The organism is Arthrobacter sp. efr-133-R2A-120 (assembly GCF_030209835.1).
Lineage (GTDB): Bacteria > Actinomycetota > Actinomycetes > Actinomycetales > Micrococcaceae > Arthrobacter.
The window spans coordinates 1-17,380 of the sequence record NZ_JARVRF010000077.1 but is presented as its reverse complement, the minus strand read 5'-3'; the positions used below and the strand labels follow the sequence as shown (position 1 = coordinate 17,380).

Below are 17,380 nucleotides of genomic sequence, written 5' to 3'. Positions count from 1 at the left end.
CCATGGATCCCTCAACAATAATCGGCCTGTTCCTGGCCTTCGGCTCGGTGGTCGCCATGGTGACCCTCGAAGACGCCAACCTCATGGCCCTCCTGCTTCCCGCGCCCATGGTCCTGGTTTTCGGTGCCACCTTGGCCGTGGGTCTGGCCGGAAACACGTTCCGCGATACCGTGCGGGCGTTAAAGGACCTCCCCAAAGCGTTCAAGGGAAAGACGGACAAGCCTCAAGAAAGCATCGACCAGCTGATCGGCTTTGCCGAGAAGGCGCGGAGCGAGGGCCTCCTCTCCCTCGAAGAGGCGGCCATGGACGAGAAGGATCCTTTCCTGGCCCGTGCCCTCCAGAACATCGCCGACGGCACCGACGCCGAAGAGCTGCGCATCCTCATGGAAGACGAGATCGACTCCAAGATGCGCAGCGACCACGTCTCTGCCAAATTTTTCGCCAGCCTGGGCGGCTACGCTCCAACCATCGGCATTATCGGCACCGTGGTATCGCTGACCCACGTCCTTGAAAACCTTTCCTCGCCCGATCATCTGGGACCGATGATCGCTTCCGCTTTCGTGGCTACCCTCTGGGGTCTGTTGTCCGCGAACTTCATCTGGCTGCCCTTCAGCTCGCGGCTCAAGCGACTGTCCGAGCTGGAAATCGAACGCATGACCCTCCTGATGGAGGGAATGCTGGCGGTGCAGAACGGGACCCAGCCCCTCCTTCTCGCCGAACGGCTCCGCGCCATGGTTCCCGCCGACAGGCTCGGCAAGGTGAAATCCGCAAAGAAGAGCGACGACGACGAAGCCCGCCCCGGCAAATTCGCTTCATCCAAGGCCGCATGAGGTCCCGACGCCGCCGCGGTTCACCTCCGGCGGAAGAACACGTCGACGAACGCTGGATGGCTTCCTACATGGACATGGTCACGGTGCTCATGTGCATGTTCATCGTGCTCTTCGCAATGTCCACCGTGGACCAGGCCAAATTCGACAAGCTCCGCAATTCACTGGCCACGGGTTTCGGCACGGTGGTCAGCCAGAAGGTGGACACCGCCACCGGGACCGTCGTTCCGCCGGAATACACCAGCGCCGATGCCCAAGGATTCTCCAACCTGGACCTCGCACTCAAGGAAGCGGCCCGGCTCACCGCTTTGCGCGACGACATGAAGTCCAAGCTCGACGCCGCGGGGCTGGGGGCCAACGTGCAGTTCCAGATCAACGAACGCGGACTCACCGTGAAACTCGTAGGATCGCAGACCTTCTTCGAGCCCGACCGGCCGGACCTCACGCCCCGCGCGAGCCAGGTTCTTGGCATGATTGCCCCGACCATGGCCAAGGCGGCCCTTGAAATCATGGTGGAAGGCCATGCCGCCAACGGAGTCACCTCGTATCCCTCCACATGGGAGCTGTCTTCTGCACGCTCCGTCAACGTCCTCAGGTACCTCGTCGACCATGGGGGCATTTCGGCAGGGCACATCGGCGCCGTAGCATTCGGATCCGCCAGGCAGGTCAACGACGATTCCACCGAGGCGCTGATGGAACTCAACCGCAGGGTGGACGTCGTCGTCCTCTCGGACAAACCCGAAGTGGTCCGCGCCTTGATCCCCGAAGCGCTCAAGGCGAGGGCCGGCGGCCAATAGCGGCCGGTGCCCTTGTCGCGGCCGGTGACCGACCGCCGTCGGGCACCATGGAAGTGATCGCCATGCCGAGGTACGCTCGTGGCATGACCCCGGAAGACATCGCCAGGCTCACGTACTTGCGGAAGGCCCGTGACCTGATCGACCGCGAGTACGCGAAGCCCCTCGACGTGCCGACCATGGCCAGCCATGCGTTCATGTCGCCGGCGCACTTCTCGCGGCAGTTCCGGGCCGCCTATGGCGAGACCCCTTACAACTACCTCATGACCCGCCGAATCGAGCGCGCGATGGCGCTCCTGCGCGGCGGAATGAGCGTGACCGACGCGTGCATGCAGGTCGGTTGTACGTCGCTTGGCTCGTTCAGCTCGCGGTTCACTGAACTCGTGGGGGTGCCGCCTAGCACCTACCGCGCCCGGGAGCATCTGGCCGTCGCCGCCATGCCTGCTTGCGTGGCGAAGATACGCACGCGGCCCAGCCGGAACGAAGCGAGCAAGCGTCGGGAAGCGCTTGCAGTCGCCGCGGACTGAGCAACCGCCGCGGACTGACTAGCTGATCGGCCGTACCGGCCAACACGCGCCAGAGGTCCCGCCCCCGATGGGGCGGGACCTCTGCTGCGTCCGGGACGTCTACTAGCCGGAAAAGCATCACTCCCCGGAAATACGGTCACATTTGATTTGCGGAAGATACATGCCGTCACAACCGCATTTGAGGATTATTCTGAAGCCATGCCAAATATTCGAGTATCTGAAGCAGCCCGGTTCCTGGGCGTCAGTGACGATACCGTCCGGCGCTGGACCGAGAACGGCATCCTGACCCCGGTCAAGGACGATTCAGGCCGGCTGGCCGTGGATGGCCTGGAACTCGCCCACGTCGCGCGGGACCAGGCCCAGCTGCCTGAGGATCCCACCCGGGTGGGCCGCTCGGCGCGCAACCGCTTCGTCGGCCTGGTCACGGGCATCACTGCCGACAAAGTCATGGCCCAGGTGGAACTGCAGTGCGGTCCCTTCCGTGTCGTATCCCTCATGAGCAGCGAGGCGGTCCGGGAACTCGGGCTCGAACTCGGCTCAGTTGCCACAGCCGTGGTCAAGGCCACCACCGTCATCATCGAAACACCCCAAGGAAAGAGCACCATATGAGGATCACCCGCAAGCCTTTCGCCGCGCTGCTCGTTGCCGGCGCCCTCGCGGCCGGGATGACCGGCTGCGGTTCAGGCACTCCCGCCAGCACCGCAAACAGCGAATCCGCCGGCGCCAGCGAAACGCCAAAGCTCTCCGGTACGGTGACGGTTTACGCGGCTGCCTCGCTAAAGGCAACGTTCACCAGATTGGCCAGCGAATTCGAAGCTGCGAACCCGGGTACAAAAGTGGCCCTGAGCTTCGCCGGGTCTTCGGACCTCGTCACGCAGATCACCCAGGGCGCTCCGGCGGACGTCTTTGCCTCGGCAGACACGAAGAATATGGCCAAGCTTTCCGACGCCAAGCTGCTCGACGGAACGGCCAAGAACTTCGCCACCAACGTCCTGACCATTGCCGTCCCGCCGTCCAACCCGGCGTCGATCAGTTCTTTCGCGGACCTCGCCAAGCCGGGTGTCAAGGTGGTCGTCTGCGCCAGCCAAGTACCTTGCGGCTCTGCCGCCCAAACCATCGAAAAGGCCACCGGCACAACCCTCAAGCCTGTCAGCGAAGAGTCTTCCGTGACTGACGTCCTGGGCAAGGTCGCCTCGGGGGAGGCCGACGCCGGACTCGTCTACGTCACGGACGTCAAGGGCGCGGGGGACAAGGTCAAGGGAATCACGTTCCCCGAGTCGGACAAGGCCGTCAACACGTACCCGATCGGCGCTGTGGGCACCAGCAAGAACAAGGATCTGGCCACGGCTTTCATCGCGTTGGTGACGGGAAGCGAAGGCAAGAAGGTTCTCGGCGACGCCGGCTTCGGAACTCCATAACCCCTTGGAAAGAAGCGAGCAGGATTCGAGAAGCGCTGGTCAACGCCGCGGACTAGCGTCGTTGCCATGACTATTTCACTGCAGTACTCACACATCACTGTCAACGATCCCGACGAAGCGCTCACGTTCTACCGGGACGCCCTCGGGCTCGAGGTGCTCAACGACGTCGCGCAGGGCGGATTCCGGTGGGTGACGCTCGGCAGCAAGGACCAGCCGGGTGTTGAAATCGTGCTTTCCGAACCGCACGCGGGCAGGTCAAAGGCCGACGGCGATTCCCTCCAGGAGCTGCTCACCAAGGGTGTCCTGGGGCCGATCGTCTTCCGCTCCGACGACGTCGACACGCTCTTCGAAAGGGTCAGGGCTTCCGGCGCGGAGGTCATGCAGGAACCAATCGACCAGCCGTGGGGTCCCCGTGACTGCGCCTTCCGCGATCCTTCGGGCAACATGGTGAGGATTTCGCAGGCTCCGGCCGCGTAGCTTTAACTTACGCCCGCACTTTCCTTGCCGATAGTGGCAGCCGTGAGTGAACAGGAAGATCAATTCGCGGGACGGCAGCGCACCGTGGACGTCTATGACTTCCGCAGGCCCACCACCTTGCCGCGGCAGCACAGCCGCGTCCTGGAAGTCGCCTTCGAGACGTTCGCCCGCCAATGGGGAACACAGCTCACGGCCAAGGTCCGCGTGAAATCCACCGCGACCCTTGAACAGCTCATCATGCAGAGCTACGACGAATACGCGGCGTCCCTCCCGTCGGTCACCTCGATGGTGCTGTGCCGCATTGAGGGCAGCGAGTCGCGGCTGGTCATGCAGTTTCCTGCCACGGCGGCATTGTCCTGGGTCACCCGCATGCTGGGTGGCGCCAGTGAGACGGCCGTCCCGGATCGGAAATTCACCCAGATCGAGCAGGCCCTTATCAGCCGCATGGTGGAAGACGGACTGGAGGACCTGAGCTATTCGCTTGGTGCCCTGCTGACCACCCCGGTGCGCATGGACGTCATCCAGTACAACTCCCAGTTCGCCCAAGCCGCCGCCCCGGCGGAGCTCATGATCGTGGCCTCGTTCACGGTGAAGGTGGGCGAAAGCCTTGCCGCAGCCAGTCTCGCTATTCCCGCCGACATCCTCCTTTCCGGGCTCGGCGACGTGAATCCCACCGTCCACAGCCGCGACGCCGAGGCGCTGGTCCGCGCCCAGGTCACCCAAGTGCCGGTAGACGTAGCCATCCAGTTGAGCCCCACGCCGGTGACGCCGGCGCAGATCCTGGGCCTCGCCGTCGGGGACGTCATTCCGCTGCCGCACCTGGAGAACCGGCCGTTCGACGTCGCCATCAACGGTACCCGCCTGGCCACCGCAGCCCCGGCCCGCAACGGCTCCCGTGCAGCCGCCGTCATCGTCACAATCGAGGAGAACCAGCGATGAGCATCACCCTGACCCTGCACGAATCCGCGGCCGAGCGTTTGGCCATGCAGTTGCCGACTCCTGCCACGCTGAACGTCTCCGGCATTGTCCCGCCCCAGGCCGCCGCGCCATACGCACCCCTCGCGATTACGGCCACTTTCGTCGGCGCCGTGACCGCGGACTTCGCACTCATCCTCACGGACCGTTCCTTCCTTGCCGCTGCCGGCGGTGGGTTGAGCGGCGGCCCCCTCCAAGGCGGCCTGCCCGCCGGTGCCGTCTCCGGCGGTATCGTCTCCGTCGTTGACGTACTGCGTCCCGCGATGGAACACGCAGCCGACGCGTTCGACGCCGGCGTGCTGGGGGAGTTGCGCGAGGAAGACGCTACCGGGCTGCTGTACGACCCCGAAACCGCCGTTTTTGAACTGCGCCAGTCTCCCGCGTCCGACGGCGGCCCGACGTTCGGCTGGTTTGCCATCCGGGTCCGCGAACACGGAACCGTGCGGGACACCGCTGCCGCACGGAGCGCCCAGTCCGGTGCCGTTTCGTCCCGCCTCGGACTGATCAGCAACGTCGAAATGGCCCTCACCGTGGAAATCGGCCGCACACGTATGTCCGTGCGCGACGCCCTCGCCCTGGAGCCGGGCAAAGTGATCGAACTGGACCGCTCGGCCGGTGCACCCGCGGACGTCCTGCTCAACGGACGCCTGATCGCCCACGGTGAAGTCGTCGTCGTGGACCAGGACTATGCAGTGCGCATCACACGCATCCTGGATGTCGCCGAGGGAATCTACTAGATGGATTCGCTCGTCCTCGGGCTGCGCGTGCTCGTGGCCCTGGGCGCGGTGCTGGGGCTCATTTGGGTCCTGCAGCGCCGGCTTCTCAAAGGAAAAGCCAAGGGCCGACGCCGGGCCAACACCACCTTGACGGTGGTCAGCCGGCAGACGGTCGGCCAAAAGGCCTCCGTGGTGGTGGTCGATGCCGGCGACAAGCGTTTCCTCTTGGGCGTCACTGAGCACGCCATCAACGTCCTGCACAGCAGCGACGTCCCCGTGGAGCTTCCGGGAACTCCAGCGCCCGGGAGCTTCGCCGATATCTTCCGCGATGCCGGCGGCGCCTCACTTGCGGACAACGGGCCCCAAGCCACGGCACTTCAAGGTAGTGCACTCCAAGGCAGTGGACTCACTCGCCGCAGCGAGATCCACCGCCGCAGCGAGCCCGACAAAGCACAGCCCATGCACGGATCCATCCTTGCCGGCTCCACCTGGCGGCAGGCCGCCGAGGCCATCAGGGGACGCCGGAATTGATCCTGACCCTTGGGACTGCCGATGCCCGACGCGCCGGCAGGATATTGCTGGCCGTGCTTTGCATCCTTTTGCTGACGGCCCTGTTCCTGTGGCTGGGCATGTCCGCCGGACATGCGGCTCCGGTCAGCCCGACGCCGCCCACCGCGCCCGCCGTTCCCACCGCACCGGCCCAGCCGTCCAACGGAAACGTCAGCATCAACATCAATGGGCTCGACGGAAAGCCATCGACTGCTGTGCTGACACTGATCGGGATCACGCTGCTCTCGGTCGCTCCTGCCCTGCTGCTCATGATGACCTCGTTCACCAAGATCTTCGTGGTACTGGCAATGACCCGCAACGCCTTGTCGCTCCCGTCGATCCCGCCCAACCAGGTGCTTGCCGGGCTGGCGCTCTTCCTATCCCTGTTCGTGATGTGGCCCGTGATTTCGGAAATCAACAACGTCGGCATCCAGCCCTACCTGAACGGGACGCTGGACTTCAACGGGGCCGTTTCGGCCGGATCCGCGCCACTCCAGCACTTCATGGTGGCCCACACCCGGCAGGAAGACATCGCCCTCATGACCCGGGCGGCCAAGTTGGATAATCCGGCCAACCCGCAATCGGTCCCGTTGCAGACCCTCATCCCCGCGTTCATGATCTCCGAGCTCCGGGCCGCGTTCATCATCGGCTTCGTCATCTTCATCCCGTTCCTGGTGATCGACCTTGTGGTCTCGGCCGCGCTGATGTCCATGGGCATGATGATGCTCCCGCCGGTGATGATCTCGCTGCCTTTCAAGATCCTGCTGTTCATCCTGGTGGACGGCTGGGGATTGGTGATCACGGCCCTGATCCAGAGTTATTCGAGCGGCTGATGGATACCAACGCAGTCCTGGACATTTGCCTCCAGGCCCTGATTCTTGCGGCCAAGCTGGCCGCGCCCGCCTTGGTGACCGCGCTGGTGGTGGGCCTCGCCATTTCCCTCCTGCAGTCCATCACCCAGCTTCAGGAAGCCACCCTCTCCTTCGTGCCCAAGGCAGTCGCCGTGGCCGTGGCCTTGGTGGTGTGCGGGCACTGGATGATCACCGAGGCTGTCTCCTTCACCAACGAGCTCTTTGCCCGGATACCCGGGCTGATTGGCGGAGCGTGAAGTGGAGCTGCCCTTCAACCAGTCCTGGCTTGAGGTCCTGTTGTTGGCCTCCGTCCGGATGACGGCCTTCCTGGTGGTCGCCCCGCCCTTCTCCCACCAAACAATTCCGCTGCGCATCAAAGCGATGCTCGGCATCGGTTTGGGGCTGGCCGTTTCGCAACGTCTCTCCGTTGGCTACACGTCGAAGGACACCGCGGGCTTCATCACGGCCGTGGTCCTTGAACTCGTGACCGGGTTGGTTCTTGGCTTCCTCGTTCTCCTCGTCTTCGCGGCCATCCAATCGGCCGGCAGCCTGATCGACCTCTTCAGCGGCTTCCAGATGGCCCAGGGCTTCGATCCCCAGATGATGATCAACGGAGCCCAATTCACCCGGCTGATGCAAATGGCCGCCCTGGCCCTGCTTTTCGCCTCGGATGGCTACCAGCTGGTGATCGGCGGCCTGACCGGGAGTTTCACGGCCTTGCCACTGGCCGGGGGACTGGATTTGGCACAGCCGGTGCACGCGATGATCTCGGTTCTGACCGGGATGTTCCTTTCCGCCGTGCAAATCGCCGGGCCCTTGTTGGTGGTACTGGTACTCGCCGATATCGGGTTGGGGCTCCTTACCCGTGTAGCGCCCGCCCTGAATGCTTTTGCCTTGGGGTTCCCCCTCAAGGTCCTCATCACCCTGGGCCTCGCGGGGTTCCTGTTCCTGGCACTGCCGCGACTCGTTGCCATGCTCGCCGAGCAAGCGGCGAACACACTGATGGGGGTGGGCTGATGTCGGATTCACAGGAGAAAACCGAGCATGCCACTGACAAACGGATGCGGGAAGTCCGGTCCAAGGGGCAGCTTTCCCGCTCGCAGGACCTCACCGCCTGGCTCGCCGTCGGGTCCGCGGCAGCCATGATCCCGTCCACCATCGAGCGTGCCTCCAACGCTGCGGCTGACCAACTGTTCACCGTCCGCGGCGTGATCGCGAACCCCGAGCCTGCCAAAGCCGTCGCAGCGCTCGAAGCCGGGTTTGGTTCCCTGGCACAGGTGCTGGGGCCCCTGTTCGTGGTGGTCATGGTGGTAGTGCTGGCCGGATCCGCGTTGCAGGGCGGCATCCACTTCAAGAAGTTCCGCGCCGAGTTCGAACACTTCAACCTTGTCAGCGGCCTCAAGCGGGTCTTCGGCGGCCAGGCACTGTGGGGCGGCCTGAAAGCGCTCCTCAAGACCGCCGTCGTCGGGCTTGTCCTCTACGTGGTGGTGCAGGGGCTCATCCCGGTGCTGCTCACCGCAGGGGGACTGCCGGTGTCCGGCATCCTGTCGGCAGCAGCCGGAGGCATCGGTTCGTTGATCCAGTTCGCCGTGCTGGCGGGCCTGGTCCTTGCCGCCGCGGACATCTTCGTGGTCATGCGCCGCAACCGCAAGAAGACGCGCATGTCCAAAAAGGAGATCAAGGACGAAAACAAGAACAGCGACGGCGATCCCCTCATCAAGTCCCAGCGCCGCTCGCGCCAATTGAGCATGAGCCGGAACCGCATGATCGGCGCGATCGCAGACGCCGACGTCGTGATCGTCAACCCGACGCACGTCGCCGTAGCGCTGAAGTACGACGCCGGCAAAGCGGCACCGCGCGTCGTGGCCAAGGGAGCGGGAGTGATCGCTGCCCGTATCAGGGAAGAGGCGGAAGCGAAATCGGTCCCGATGGTCCAGGACGTGCTGCTGGCCAGGGCACTGCATTCGGCCTGCGAGCTGGGCCAGGAAATCCCCGTTGAGCTGTACAGGGCCGTGGCAGGAGTCCTGGCGTTCGTCATGTCGCTCAAGGCCAGGGGAGCCGCCCGCGGAATGCACCGTTTGCCGGTAGTGGCGGGATCCATGGCCGGAGCCCCCGCGTGAGCCGGAGCCATAGGACACTCACCGCACCGAGCAACCACACCACCCCGGACAGGACACCGCAATGAACAACAGATTCGCCAGGCTCACCGTGCCGGTGGGAATCGTGGGCATCGTGCTGCTGCTGGTGGTTCCAGTACCCGCGCCGCTGCTGGATTTCCTGATCGTCTGCAACATCCTGCTGGCCCTCCTGATCCTGCTCACGAGCATGTTCGTCAAGAAGCCGCTGGACTTCTCCGTCTTCCCGTCCTTGTTGCTCGTGGCTACGCTGTTCCGGCTGGGGCTCAACGTCGCGTCCACCCGGCTCGTGCTGGGACAAGGATTCGCCGGACAAGTGATCGATGCTTTCGGCAAGGTCACCGTGGGCGGCTCCATGATCATCGGCGCCGTGGTGTTCCTGATCCTTGTGGTCATCCAGTTCGTGGTGGTCACCAAGGGCGCCGAACGCGTGGCCGAAGTGGGGGCAAGGTTCACCCTCGACGCCATGCCCGGCAAGCAGATGGCCATCGACGCGGACCTCAACGCCGGCCTCATCACGGACGCCCAGGCCCGAAAGCGCCGCGCAGAGGTGTCCGCCGAGGCCGACTTCTACGGCGCGATGGACGGTGCCTCGAAATTCGTCAAGGGCGATGCGATCGCGGGCATCATCATTATCATCATCAACTTCGTTGGCGGCATTGCCATCGGAGTGCTGCAGCGTGGCATGAATGTCGGCGACGCGCTGAATTCCTATGGGCTGCTGACCATGGGCGACGGGCTCGTCACCCAGATTCCGGCCCTCCTCATGGCAGTGTCCACGGGCATGATCGTCACCCGGTCCAACGCCGAGGAAGACATGGGCCGCACGGCCTCCTCGCAGCTCATGCAGTCGCCCAACGCCTTGCTCATCGCCGGACTGGCCGCGGTGGCCATGGCGCTCATCCCCGGCATGCCGATCGTGCCCTTCCTGCTGGTGGGCGCTGCCCTGCTGTTCGGTTCGAGGCGCCTGGCGGCGCAGCAGAAGAAGCAGAGCGAGGCGGAGGACGCACAGGAAGCAGCCACCCTGAGGTCCGAAGAAGACCCCAACGAGCGGCTCATGCAGGACATGCGCGTCCACCCCGTCGAGATCTTGTTGGCTCCGGACCTTGTTGACATGGTCTCCGGAGCCTCGGACGACCTCCTGGCCCGCGTCCGCTCTTTGCGCCACAAGATCGCCATGGAGTTGGGGATCGTGATTCCGCCCGTCCGCACGCGAGACAACGTCGAGCTGCCACCGGCCACCTATGCCATCCGCATTGCCGGAGTGGAAGCCGGACGCGGCACGGCGCCGTCGGGCAAATTGCTGGCCCTCGGCGATTACCTTGACGCCCTGCCGGGTACCTCCACCGTGGAACCGGTCTTCGGGCTGGCCGGTAAGTGGATTCCCACTGAGATGCGCCATAGCGCTGAAATGACCGGAGCAACGGTGATCGACCGGGTTTCCGTTCTGGTGACGCACTTGTCGTCGATCGTGTCCGCCAACGCCGCTAGGCTCCTCACCCGGGAGGACGTCAGGGTGCTGACGGAAGGCGTGCGCAAGCAGAGCCCGGCCGCCGTCGAGGAGCTCATTCCGGGGCTCATGTCCCTAGCGGAGGTGCAGCGGGTGCTGCAGGGCCTCCTCGAAGAACAAGTCCCCATCAACGATCTTCCGCGCATTTACGAGGCCCTTGCCCTCCGCGCCAAGGTTTCCACCGAGCCCGAGGCCCTGGTCGAAACCGCCCGGCAATCCCTCGGCCCGGCGCTCGCGGCCAAGTTCCTGGACGGCACGGTGCTCAATGTGATCATGATCGATCCGCTCCTGGAACAGTCCATGCTCGAGGATATGCGTCCGGCCGAAGGGGGTACCCAGATCGTCATGAGCCAAGCGCGCCTGGACGCCGTCCAGGCCTCAGTGCAGACATCGGTGGAGGCCGCGGCCAATGCCGGACGGCAAGCTGTCCTGGTGTGCGCCCCGGCGCTGCGGCCCGCGGTCCGGCGGCTCGTGGCGGCTCCCGACGGCGGTGTGCCCGTGTTGTCCTATCGCGAAGTGACGTCTGCCAACATCCAGATCGAAACCGTGGGGGTGGTCCGCCATGCCGAAGCAATACAAGCTTAAGGGCGCGTCCTTGGACGCCATCCGGGTGAAAGCCGAGCAGCAGTACGGGCCCGGCGCGCGGATCGTCTCTGCCGAGAAAGTCACCAACCCGGGAATCGCAGGGCTCTTCGCAGCCAATCGCTACGAGGCCATTATCGAGGTTCCGGGAGCGGGTTCCGCCCAACTAGCTAGCAATAGTTGTCGTTCTGACGGCTCAGAACGACAACAACTGCGAGTCAGTTGGGAGGGCCCTGCGGGCGGGGAGTCGCACCTCGGCGGGGAGGCGCATGCGTTGCAGGGGCCCGCCATCGCCGCGCTCCTGGAGCAAGCCGACGCGGCTGAGATGGATCTGCACCGTGCCGCGGCAGCAGTTTCAACCGCCTCGCCGGATTTTGCCGGGCTGTTGGAACAGCTGGGGAAGGAGTTCCAGGCGCCGATCTACGGACCACAAGCGCAAGGAATGTTGACCGCCTTGCCGGCCTCCGCCGTCGGGCACGGAGTTCCAGTAGCCGTACCAGTGCCGCTTGGCGGCAGCGGCAACCTCATCATCCTGCTTGGCCTCGGCGACGACGCCTTGGGACCAGCGCTGGAAATGTCCGTCGCCGAGGGCGGTTCCGATGTCCGGACTGCCGGAGCGTTGACCGCTTTCGGGCACCTCCACGTGGCGGGACGCCAGGGTGCGACGGCGGCGCGCGCCCAAGCGGTCGTCACCGGCCAAACCTTGCTGGTGGCGTATGGACTTGGCAGGCGGGGCGAAGCCGTGACGCATGCGGCGGACATCGCCGCCCTCGCCGCAGACCAGTTGTGGCTGGTTGCCGACGCTGGGCGGAAAGCGGAAGACACGGCAGCCTGGGTCCGTGCGCTTTCCGCCGCACTTGCCGCCGAGCGCGTCCGCGTCGACGCCCTTGCTGTTTTCGGCGCGTCGGAAACAGCAAGTCCTGAGACTGTCAACGGACTCGGCCTTCCCATCGGGTGGGTGGACGGCAAGCCCGCCCGCGTTGCCGCGCTCGGAAAGGTAGATTGAGAGCATGCTGGTACTGACACGCAAGCCGGGCGAACAGATCATGATTGGTGAGGACATTGTCATCACCGTCATGGAAGGGCGCGGCGACGGCGTGCGGATCGGGATCGAGGCCCCTCGAGGGGTGTCCATCCAGCGTCGCGAAGTTGTTGAGGCGATCGCCGCTGCCAACCTTGCGGCTGCCCAGGCCGGCCCCGAAGCCGAGGAACTCGTTGCCGGGCTGCGTCCGCCGGTTCGGAAACGTAAGGAATAGGCGCCCCAAGTGGGGAATGTTGGCTCAGACACCCAAGTTGTCTGCAAGAATGCGATCTGATTTTTGCGATGAAGATTCGGACGATTGACGAGCGGGACATGAACTTGATCTGCGTCGATCCTTCATTTCGAGTGATAGACGTCTGGCTCGACCCCAACAGTGGCGCTTGGGACAAATCGCAGGCATTCGATATTTCGTCCGGCAGCCTCTTGGACGTCCTTGAGTGGGCGAAATTGGACAGGCAATCGTGCAACTTTTCGGAGGTTTACGCCTACGATGCAAACCCGAACTCGGGACAGCCAAGCTTTATTCTCTTGCACACTGTCGTCCACCGGTAGCCGTCCCTACTCCAACCCCAGGAACTCACTGAGGAGCGGCAGCGAGCAATCCCTCGTCACGGCCAGGGCCCGTTCGATATTGGCGTTTTCCGCAAGCAGCATCACGTCATCCACCGTGCCCGCTTGCACGATCGCTCCCGGCGCCGATGGGGCCATAATGTCGCCGGGCTGCACAGAGTCAAGCGGCGGGTTCCGAGCCCCTTGTGGCCCCATCAGGAGAGACTCGAGGTTGGCGGCCGCGGTTGTTTCGACTTGCTTGAGCAACAGGACGAGTTCACGGTGGTGTTCCTGAAGTAGTTCCGGCCAGATTCCAGGCGGCGCCACTGAAGCGATCATTGGCAAGGTGGCGTTCGCCGGCAGGCGCCACTCGATCGCTCGGGCCGACGACTCGATGTTCCGGGAAAGCGTGTCGAACCGAAGGTTTTCGAGGACCTTTTCCACATCACCGGCAGCGAATTTCAGCCAATGCCAGTTGCCTGCCCGAACGTGCAGCAACTGCGTTTCAAGCCGGTACAACAGCAGTTCCAGCTGTCTCCGCTCGCGCCACAGCAGCGCCGAAAGCTCATCCGCCCCCACGGTTCCCCATTCCCCGGTTTGGCCTCGGAAGATGGTTCCGAGGCCTGTTTTTGTATCTTTTTCATGAGCGTACACGCATTGTTATTTTTCAGATGGTATGTTCACTGAATACATGTCTGTTCCATGTAATCTTCGGCACGTTGCATCGTCTCAGCAGCTCGCCCATGAAGCCCCTGGAATCAGGCTTGGCAACTCAATAAAACAGGTCTCATGGGGGGACTAATTTTGAATCGCGAAGAACGCAACGAGCTGGTGCTGCAGCACTTGCCGCTCGTTGGCTACTTGGTGTCGGAGCTCTGCGCGAGAGCTTCTCATTTGTCGCGCGACGATTTCGCGTCGGTAGGGTCCGTGGCGTTGATAACGTCTGCCGATTCCTTCGATCCGAACCTCGGAGTCCCCTTCGGCGCGTTTGCGCGCCGCCGGATCGTCGGAGCCTTTGCGGATGAGATGCGGTCCAGCGACTGGGCCACCCGATCAGCCCGTAAACGCATCAAGGAAACCATGTCGGTCCAGGAAACGCTGTCGGGCGTTCTTGGCCGGACACCTTCGGTTGCCGAAACCGCATCGGCCCTCGGCGTCGAACGCAGCGTCGTGGAAGCCGCCCTGGCCGACGCCGCACGGACGCTGTCGCCCCTGGACGACGTCGTCGTGGACACTGTCGCCGCGGACACCATCTCCCCGGAGCATTCGGTCCTGGCCGATGAGCGCCTCAAGTACCTTCGCGCCGCCGTCGAGGCCCTGCCGGAAAAGATGCGGTACGTCGTCAAGGAGATCTACTTCGCGGGGCGGACCGTCAAGGAACTCGCCGAGGAACTCGGTTCAACGCACGCTGCGGTCTCACAGCAACGTGCCGAGGGCATCCGCCTCATGCGCGATGGACTGTCCGCGCATTACGCGGACGATCCCGGACAGTCCTTTGAGCCCCAATCGCGCATTACTGCCCGTCGCCGGCACGACTACCTCTCGACCCTTGCCACCGCTACATTGGGCGGAATTACCCGTAGTTTCGGCTCGCCTGATGCTGCCTTGAACCGGGCCGTCTAGACTCCGCCTACTTTGCCGTCGGCACGCGGCGAAGCACGACGGCGGCAAGGACTGCCGCTCCTGCCATCAGTACCAGCCCGATCGCCGCTGTGATGTGGACCCCCGATTCAAAGGCGGCACGTGCCGCCGCGGTGAGGGCATTGCCCAATGGTTGGGGCAGCGTGGCCGCCGCGTCCACGGCTCCGGCGAGCGTCTCCCTCGAGCGTTCGGCTGCGTGGCCGGACAATTCGCCCGGAAGCAACAAGTGGTGTTGGTAGGACGCTGTCAGGATGGAGCCAAGCACGGCTGTGCCCAGCAATGATCCGAGTTCGTAGCCCGTTTCGGAGATCGCCGATGCAGCACCCGCTTTATCGGCGGGAACCGCGCCGAGGATCAGGTCATTGGAGATGGTCTCCGCCGAGCCAACCCCGATGGCCAGCAGCAGGAGTGCCGTCAAAAGGTACCCCGGCCCCTGGCTGTGGTTGCCCAGGGCGGCCACGAGGTATCCCACCGCGCTCAGTGCCAAACCCGATGCCACTACCAGACCCGGGCGGATCCGCTTGACCAGCGGAACCACCACCAGGCCCGCCACGATGGTGGCCAGCAGAGCCGGAACCATGGCGATCCCCGCCTGCATGGGGGATTGGCCTTCCACCAGTTGCAAGTGCTGCGCGAAGAAGTAGATGAAGCCGGTCATGGAGAACAAGGACAAGACGTTGGCCGTGATGGCCGTGCTGAAGACCTTGTTCCGGAAAAGGTGCACGTCCAACATGGGCGATGCCAAAGAGCGCTGCCTGCGGACGAAGACGATTCCCATGGCCAGGCCGAACGCCGTGAAGGCCGCGGGTCCAGGACCAAAACCGTGCACGGCTGACTCCTTGATGCCATAAACCACCGGAGCCATGGTCAAGATGGACAGCACGACGCTGGGAACGTCCGGCTTTCCCGGGTTGCGGTCCTTGGACTCGGGGATGAGGAACGGGCCGAAGGCGAGCAGGGGCAGCAATAGTGGCACTGCAACCAGGAACACGGCTCCCCACCAGAAATGCTCTACGAGCCAGCCGCCGAAGATCGGCCCGAGCGCGGCACCGCCGGAGAATCCCGCTGCCCACACGGCGACGGCGAGCCGGCGGCGGTTCGGGTCCGGGAAGATGTTGCGGATCAAGGAAAGCGTGGACGGCATGAGCATGGCTCCGAAGATGCCCATGCTGGCGCGTCCGGCGATGAGCCATTCAGCCGACGGCGCGAAGGCGGTGACCGCTGAAACTGCGGCGAAGCCCGTGCTGCCGATCAAAAGCAAGCGGCGGCGGCCGATCCTGTCGCCCAGGTTTCCCATCGACACCAACAGTGCCGCGAGCACCAGGGGATAGGCATCCACGACCCACAGCAGCTGCACGCCCCCCACTTCCAGCGACCGGGCGATTTGCGGCAGGGCAAACGTCAGGGCCGTATTGTCCACAGCCACCAGCAGCACCGGGAACATCAGGAGCGCCAAGGCAGCCCAATCGCGCCACGGGGCGGATTGGATCGAGAGGGTACGGGGGTGCTGGGTTGTGGACGGCGTGAACATGAGGATAACTGTACCGTCTGGACGGTATAGTTTCAATCTGACTCATCGAACTGCCACATCGAACTAAGGGATGATGGACACCATGCCGCGAAAACCTATTGCCCGGGACGCTGTCTTGGATGCCTTTGAAGCCCTGCTGATCGAGGTGGGGGAGCGGGCTGCCACCCTGGACGCCGTCGCCAAGCGCGCAGGCGTCTCCAAGGGCGGCTTGCTCTACCATTTCCCCAACAAGGAAGCCATGATCGGCTCCTTGCTCGAACGCATGGACAGGCTGGCCGCGCTGGACATCGAGGCAATGAAGGCAGCTCCCGAAGGCTCGGCCGCGTTCTTCATCAAGTCTTCCCTTTGGGCGGACACCCCCTTGGACCGGGTGTTCGTGGCAGCCACGCGGCTCGCGGAAGTAGCCCACGAAGAAACCCGCAGGCGCTTCGCCGGGATCCAGCAACAATGGCTCGATGTGCTCGCCGAGGAAGTGGGGCCCGAGATGGCCAAAGCCGTCCGGTACATGGGCGATGGACTTTACTTCAACGCGATGCTTGAGGGTGGCGCCGGCGATACGGAAGTCAAGGCAAGCGCCAGGAGCGCCGACGTCGGTGCGCTGCTGGCCGCCGTCGAACGCCTCCGTGGCTGAGTGGCCACCCAACTCACTCGCAGTTGTTGTCGTTTTGACGCTCCAAAGCGACAACAAGTGCCAGTCAGTTGGGAAAGTCCGGCGGCTCGGTGACCATATTTGCGGACGCGGGCAGTCCATAGGACAATTGGGAGTTGTGGCAGCCGTCACCGGCAACCACAATCCGATTCACACAACTGAATACGCCTTTGATCTGCGGCGGGAGAGTCCTGCAGGCATGTGATGCAGGCGCCGTAGGAGCAAATCCTCCCCAGGAATCTCTCAGGCCCACGCACCGCCGCGGCAAGGCAACTCTGGAAAGCAGCGCGCTGACGCGTGCTCACCGACGGTGCAAGCGGAACAGTGCCACAAGCATGGTTTCGCGGAAACTCTCAGGTCCAATACAGAGCGGGGAGGAACCCGATTAGCTGTGGCGCACCCTGCGCCGCCTTATTTATGGAGTTCCTTCGTGACGGTTAGTTCAACCTCCACTACGTTCGTTGACCGGCATATTGGCGCCCGCCGCCAGGCCGACATTGACATCATGCTCAAGTCTGTTGGCTACGACAGTGTCGATTCGCTTGTAGACACCGCGGTTCCCAATGACATCCGCCAGGACAAGCCCCTCACCTTGGCCAACGCCCTG

Annotated in this window: 21 protein-coding genes and 2 riboswitches; of the genes, 19 read left to right on the top strand and 2 right to left on the bottom strand. The window is 64.0% G+C overall.

Annotated elements, in window-relative coordinates; all coding sequences use genetic code 11:
- Positions 1-2 precede the first annotated feature (2 nt).
- From QRN52_RS23680 to QRN52_RS23605, 16 genes are all read left to right on the top strand, one after another.
- Positions 3-830, top strand: a complete 828-nt coding sequence (locus tag QRN52_RS23680) for a motility protein A (protein WP_284756300.1) — start codon at positions 3-5, stop codon at positions 828-830.
- Positions 827-1,624: an OmpA/MotB family protein gene (locus QRN52_RS23675; RefSeq protein ID WP_284756299.1), complete on the top strand. Its 798-nt coding sequence runs from the start codon at positions 827-829 to the stop codon at positions 1,622-1,624. Before QRN52_RS23680 ends, QRN52_RS23675 begins: the two co-directional genes overlap by 4 nt.
- Before the next feature lie 83 nt (positions 1,625-1,707).
- Complete coding sequence (locus QRN52_RS23670; RefSeq protein ID WP_284756296.1) at positions 1,708-2,148, top strand: helix-turn-helix transcriptional regulator; 441 nt, start codon at positions 1,708-1,710, stop codon at positions 2,146-2,148.
- A gap of 198 nt (positions 2,149-2,346) precedes the next feature.
- The gene (locus tag QRN52_RS23665) at positions 2,347-2,757 is read left to right on the top strand and encodes a TOBE domain-containing protein (RefSeq protein ID WP_059388228.1); all 411 of its coding nucleotides are present in this window, start codon (positions 2,347-2,349) and stop codon (positions 2,755-2,757) included.
- The gene (modA, locus tag QRN52_RS23660; RefSeq protein ID WP_284756293.1) at positions 2,754-3,566 is read left to right on the top strand and encodes a molybdate ABC transporter substrate-binding protein; all 813 of its coding nucleotides are present in this window, start codon (positions 2,754-2,756) and stop codon (positions 3,564-3,566) included. The genes QRN52_RS23665 and modA overlap by 4 nt, the downstream gene beginning before the upstream one ends.
- 66 nt (positions 3,567-3,632) lie before the next feature.
- On the top strand, positions 3,633-4,043 hold the full coding sequence (locus QRN52_RS23655) for a VOC family protein (protein ID WP_284756292.1): 411 nt from the start codon (positions 3,633-3,635) through the stop codon (positions 4,041-4,043).
- Between the two features lie 42 nt (positions 4,044-4,085).
- Positions 4,086-4,982, top strand: a complete 897-nt coding sequence (locus QRN52_RS23650) for a flagellar motor switch protein FliM (protein WP_284756290.1) — start codon at positions 4,086-4,088, stop codon at positions 4,980-4,982.
- Entirely contained in the window at positions 4,979-5,755 is a 777-nt protein-coding gene (gene fliN, locus QRN52_RS23645) for a flagellar motor switch protein FliN (protein WP_284756288.1), read from the top strand. The genes QRN52_RS23650 and fliN overlap by 4 nt, the downstream gene beginning before the upstream one ends.
- On the top strand, positions 5,756-6,265 hold the full coding sequence (gene fliO, locus QRN52_RS23640; protein WP_284756286.1) for a flagellar biosynthetic protein FliO: 510 nt from the start codon (positions 5,756-5,758) through the stop codon (positions 6,263-6,265).
- Positions 6,265-7,116, top strand: coding sequence for a flagellar type III secretion system pore protein FliP (fliP, locus tag QRN52_RS23635; RefSeq protein WP_502869748.1), 852 nt, complete (start codon positions 6,265-6,267; stop codon positions 7,114-7,116). The genes fliO and fliP overlap by 1 nt, the downstream gene beginning before the upstream one ends.
- On the top strand, positions 7,116-7,391 hold the full coding sequence (fliQ, locus tag QRN52_RS23630) for a flagellar biosynthesis protein FliQ (RefSeq protein ID WP_078106307.1): 276 nt from the start codon (positions 7,116-7,118) through the stop codon (positions 7,389-7,391). The genes fliP and fliQ overlap by 1 nt, the downstream gene beginning before the upstream one ends.
- 1 nt (position 7,392) lies before the next feature.
- Positions 7,393-8,151 (top strand): flagellar biosynthetic protein FliR, encoded by a 759-nt coding sequence (locus QRN52_RS23625; protein WP_284756284.1) that lies wholly within the window; start codon positions 7,393-7,395, stop codon positions 8,149-8,151.
- Complete coding sequence (locus QRN52_RS23620; protein ID WP_284756283.1) at positions 8,151-9,254, top strand: EscU/YscU/HrcU family type III secretion system export apparatus switch protein; 1,104 nt, start codon at positions 8,151-8,153, stop codon at positions 9,252-9,254. The genes QRN52_RS23625 and QRN52_RS23620 overlap by 1 nt, the downstream gene beginning before the upstream one ends.
- Before the next feature lie 61 nt (positions 9,255-9,315).
- Complete coding sequence (locus QRN52_RS23615) at positions 9,316-11,364, top strand: flagellar biosynthesis protein FlhA (RefSeq protein ID WP_284756282.1); 2,049 nt, start codon at positions 9,316-9,318, stop codon at positions 11,362-11,364.
- The gene (locus QRN52_RS23610; protein WP_284756281.1) at positions 11,342-12,367 is read left to right on the top strand and encodes a hypothetical protein; all 1,026 of its coding nucleotides are present in this window, start codon (positions 11,342-11,344) and stop codon (positions 12,365-12,367) included. The genes QRN52_RS23615 and QRN52_RS23610 overlap by 23 nt, the downstream gene beginning before the upstream one ends.
- Before the next feature lie 4 nt (positions 12,368-12,371).
- Complete coding sequence (locus QRN52_RS23605) at positions 12,372-12,617, top strand: carbon storage regulator (protein ID WP_284756280.1); 246 nt, start codon at positions 12,372-12,374, stop codon at positions 12,615-12,617.
- Positions 12,618-12,961: 344 nt separating this feature from the next.
- On the opposite strand, the gene QRN52_RS23600 is transcribed toward QRN52_RS23605, so the two are convergent.
- Positions 12,962-13,531 (bottom strand): hypothetical protein, encoded by a 570-nt coding sequence (locus QRN52_RS23600; protein ID WP_284756278.1) that lies wholly within the window; start codon positions 13,529-13,531, stop codon positions 12,962-12,964.
- Between the two features lie 210 nt (positions 13,532-13,741).
- Between QRN52_RS23600 and QRN52_RS23595 the strand changes: the two genes are divergently transcribed.
- A complete protein-coding gene (locus QRN52_RS23595; RefSeq protein ID WP_284756277.1) occupies positions 13,742-14,575 on the top strand; it encodes a sigma-70 family RNA polymerase sigma factor in 834 nt (277 codons plus the stop codon).
- A 7-nt stretch (positions 14,576-14,582) separates the two neighbouring features.
- Here the strand turns inward: QRN52_RS23595 and QRN52_RS23590 are convergent, their stop codons facing one another.
- On the bottom strand, positions 14,583-16,124 hold the full coding sequence (locus QRN52_RS23590) for an MFS transporter (protein ID WP_284756275.1): 1,542 nt from the start codon (positions 16,122-16,124) through the stop codon (positions 14,583-14,585).
- An 82-nt stretch (positions 16,125-16,206) separates the two neighbouring features.
- On the opposite strand from QRN52_RS23590, the gene QRN52_RS23585 reads away from it, so the two are divergent.
- Together QRN52_RS23585 and QRN52_RS23580 are read left to right on the top strand one after the other, a co-directional pair.
- On the top strand, positions 16,207-16,755 hold the full coding sequence (locus QRN52_RS23585) for a TetR/AcrR family transcriptional regulator (RefSeq protein ID WP_284756274.1): 549 nt from the start codon (positions 16,207-16,209) through the stop codon (positions 16,753-16,755).
- Between the two features lie 189 nt (positions 16,756-16,944).
- Positions 16,945-17,042: riboswitch (glycine riboswitch) on the top strand.
- Position 17,043: 1 nt separating this feature from the next.
- Positions 17,044-17,151, top strand: a riboswitch (glycine riboswitch).
- 52 nt (positions 17,152-17,203) lie between these two features.
- The coding region (locus QRN52_RS23580) for a hypothetical protein (RefSeq protein ID WP_284756310.1) at positions 17,204-17,380 on the top strand (177 nt) is incomplete at its 3' end.

Bases quoted from the DNA above. Each gene is read 5' to 3' on its own strand.
- QRN52_RS23620 (WP_284756283.1), top strand. From the start codon at position 8,151: ATGTCGGATTCACAGGAGAAAACCGAGCATGCCACTGACAAACGGATG.
- QRN52_RS23675 (WP_284756299.1), top strand. From the start codon at position 827: ATGAGGTCCCGACGCCGCCGCGGTTCACCTCCGGCGGAAGAACACGTC.
- QRN52_RS23595 (WP_284756277.1), top strand. From the start codon at position 13,742: ATGGGGGGACTAATTTTGAATCGCGAAGAACGCAACGAGCTGGTGCTG.
- modA (WP_284756293.1), top strand. From the start codon at position 2,754: ATGAGGATCACCCGCAAGCCTTTCGCCGCGCTGCTCGTTGCCGGCGCC.
- QRN52_RS23590 (WP_284756275.1), bottom strand. From the start codon at position 16,124: ATGTTCACGCCGTCCACAACCCAGCACCCCCGTACCCTCTCGATCCAA.
- QRN52_RS23585 (WP_284756274.1), top strand. From the start codon at position 16,207: ATGCCGCGAAAACCTATTGCCCGGGACGCTGTCTTGGATGCCTTTGAA.
- QRN52_RS23665 (WP_059388228.1), top strand. From the start codon at position 2,347: ATGCCAAATATTCGAGTATCTGAAGCAGCCCGGTTCCTGGGCGTCAGT.
- fliN (WP_284756288.1), top strand. From the start codon at position 4,979: ATGAGCATCACCCTGACCCTGCACGAATCCGCGGCCGAGCGTTTGGCC.
- fliO (WP_284756286.1), top strand. From the start codon at position 5,756: ATGGATTCGCTCGTCCTCGGGCTGCGCGTGCTCGTGGCCCTGGGCGCG.
- QRN52_RS23655 (WP_284756292.1), top strand. From the start codon at position 3,633: ATGACTATTTCACTGCAGTACTCACACATCACTGTCAACGATCCCGAC.
- QRN52_RS23615 (WP_284756282.1), top strand. From the start codon at position 9,316: ATGAACAACAGATTCGCCAGGCTCACCGTGCCGGTGGGAATCGTGGGC.
- QRN52_RS23680 (WP_284756300.1), top strand. From the start codon at position 3: ATGGATCCCTCAACAATAATCGGCCTGTTCCTGGCCTTCGGCTCGGTG.
- QRN52_RS23610 (WP_284756281.1), top strand. From the start codon at position 11,342: ATGCCGAAGCAATACAAGCTTAAGGGCGCGTCCTTGGACGCCATCCGG.
- QRN52_RS23605 (WP_284756280.1), top strand. From the start codon at position 12,372: ATGCTGGTACTGACACGCAAGCCGGGCGAACAGATCATGATTGGTGAG.
- fliQ (WP_078106307.1), top strand. From the start codon at position 7,116: ATGGATACCAACGCAGTCCTGGACATTTGCCTCCAGGCCCTGATTCTT.
- QRN52_RS23670 (WP_284756296.1), top strand. From the start codon at position 1,708: ATGACCCCGGAAGACATCGCCAGGCTCACGTACTTGCGGAAGGCCCGT.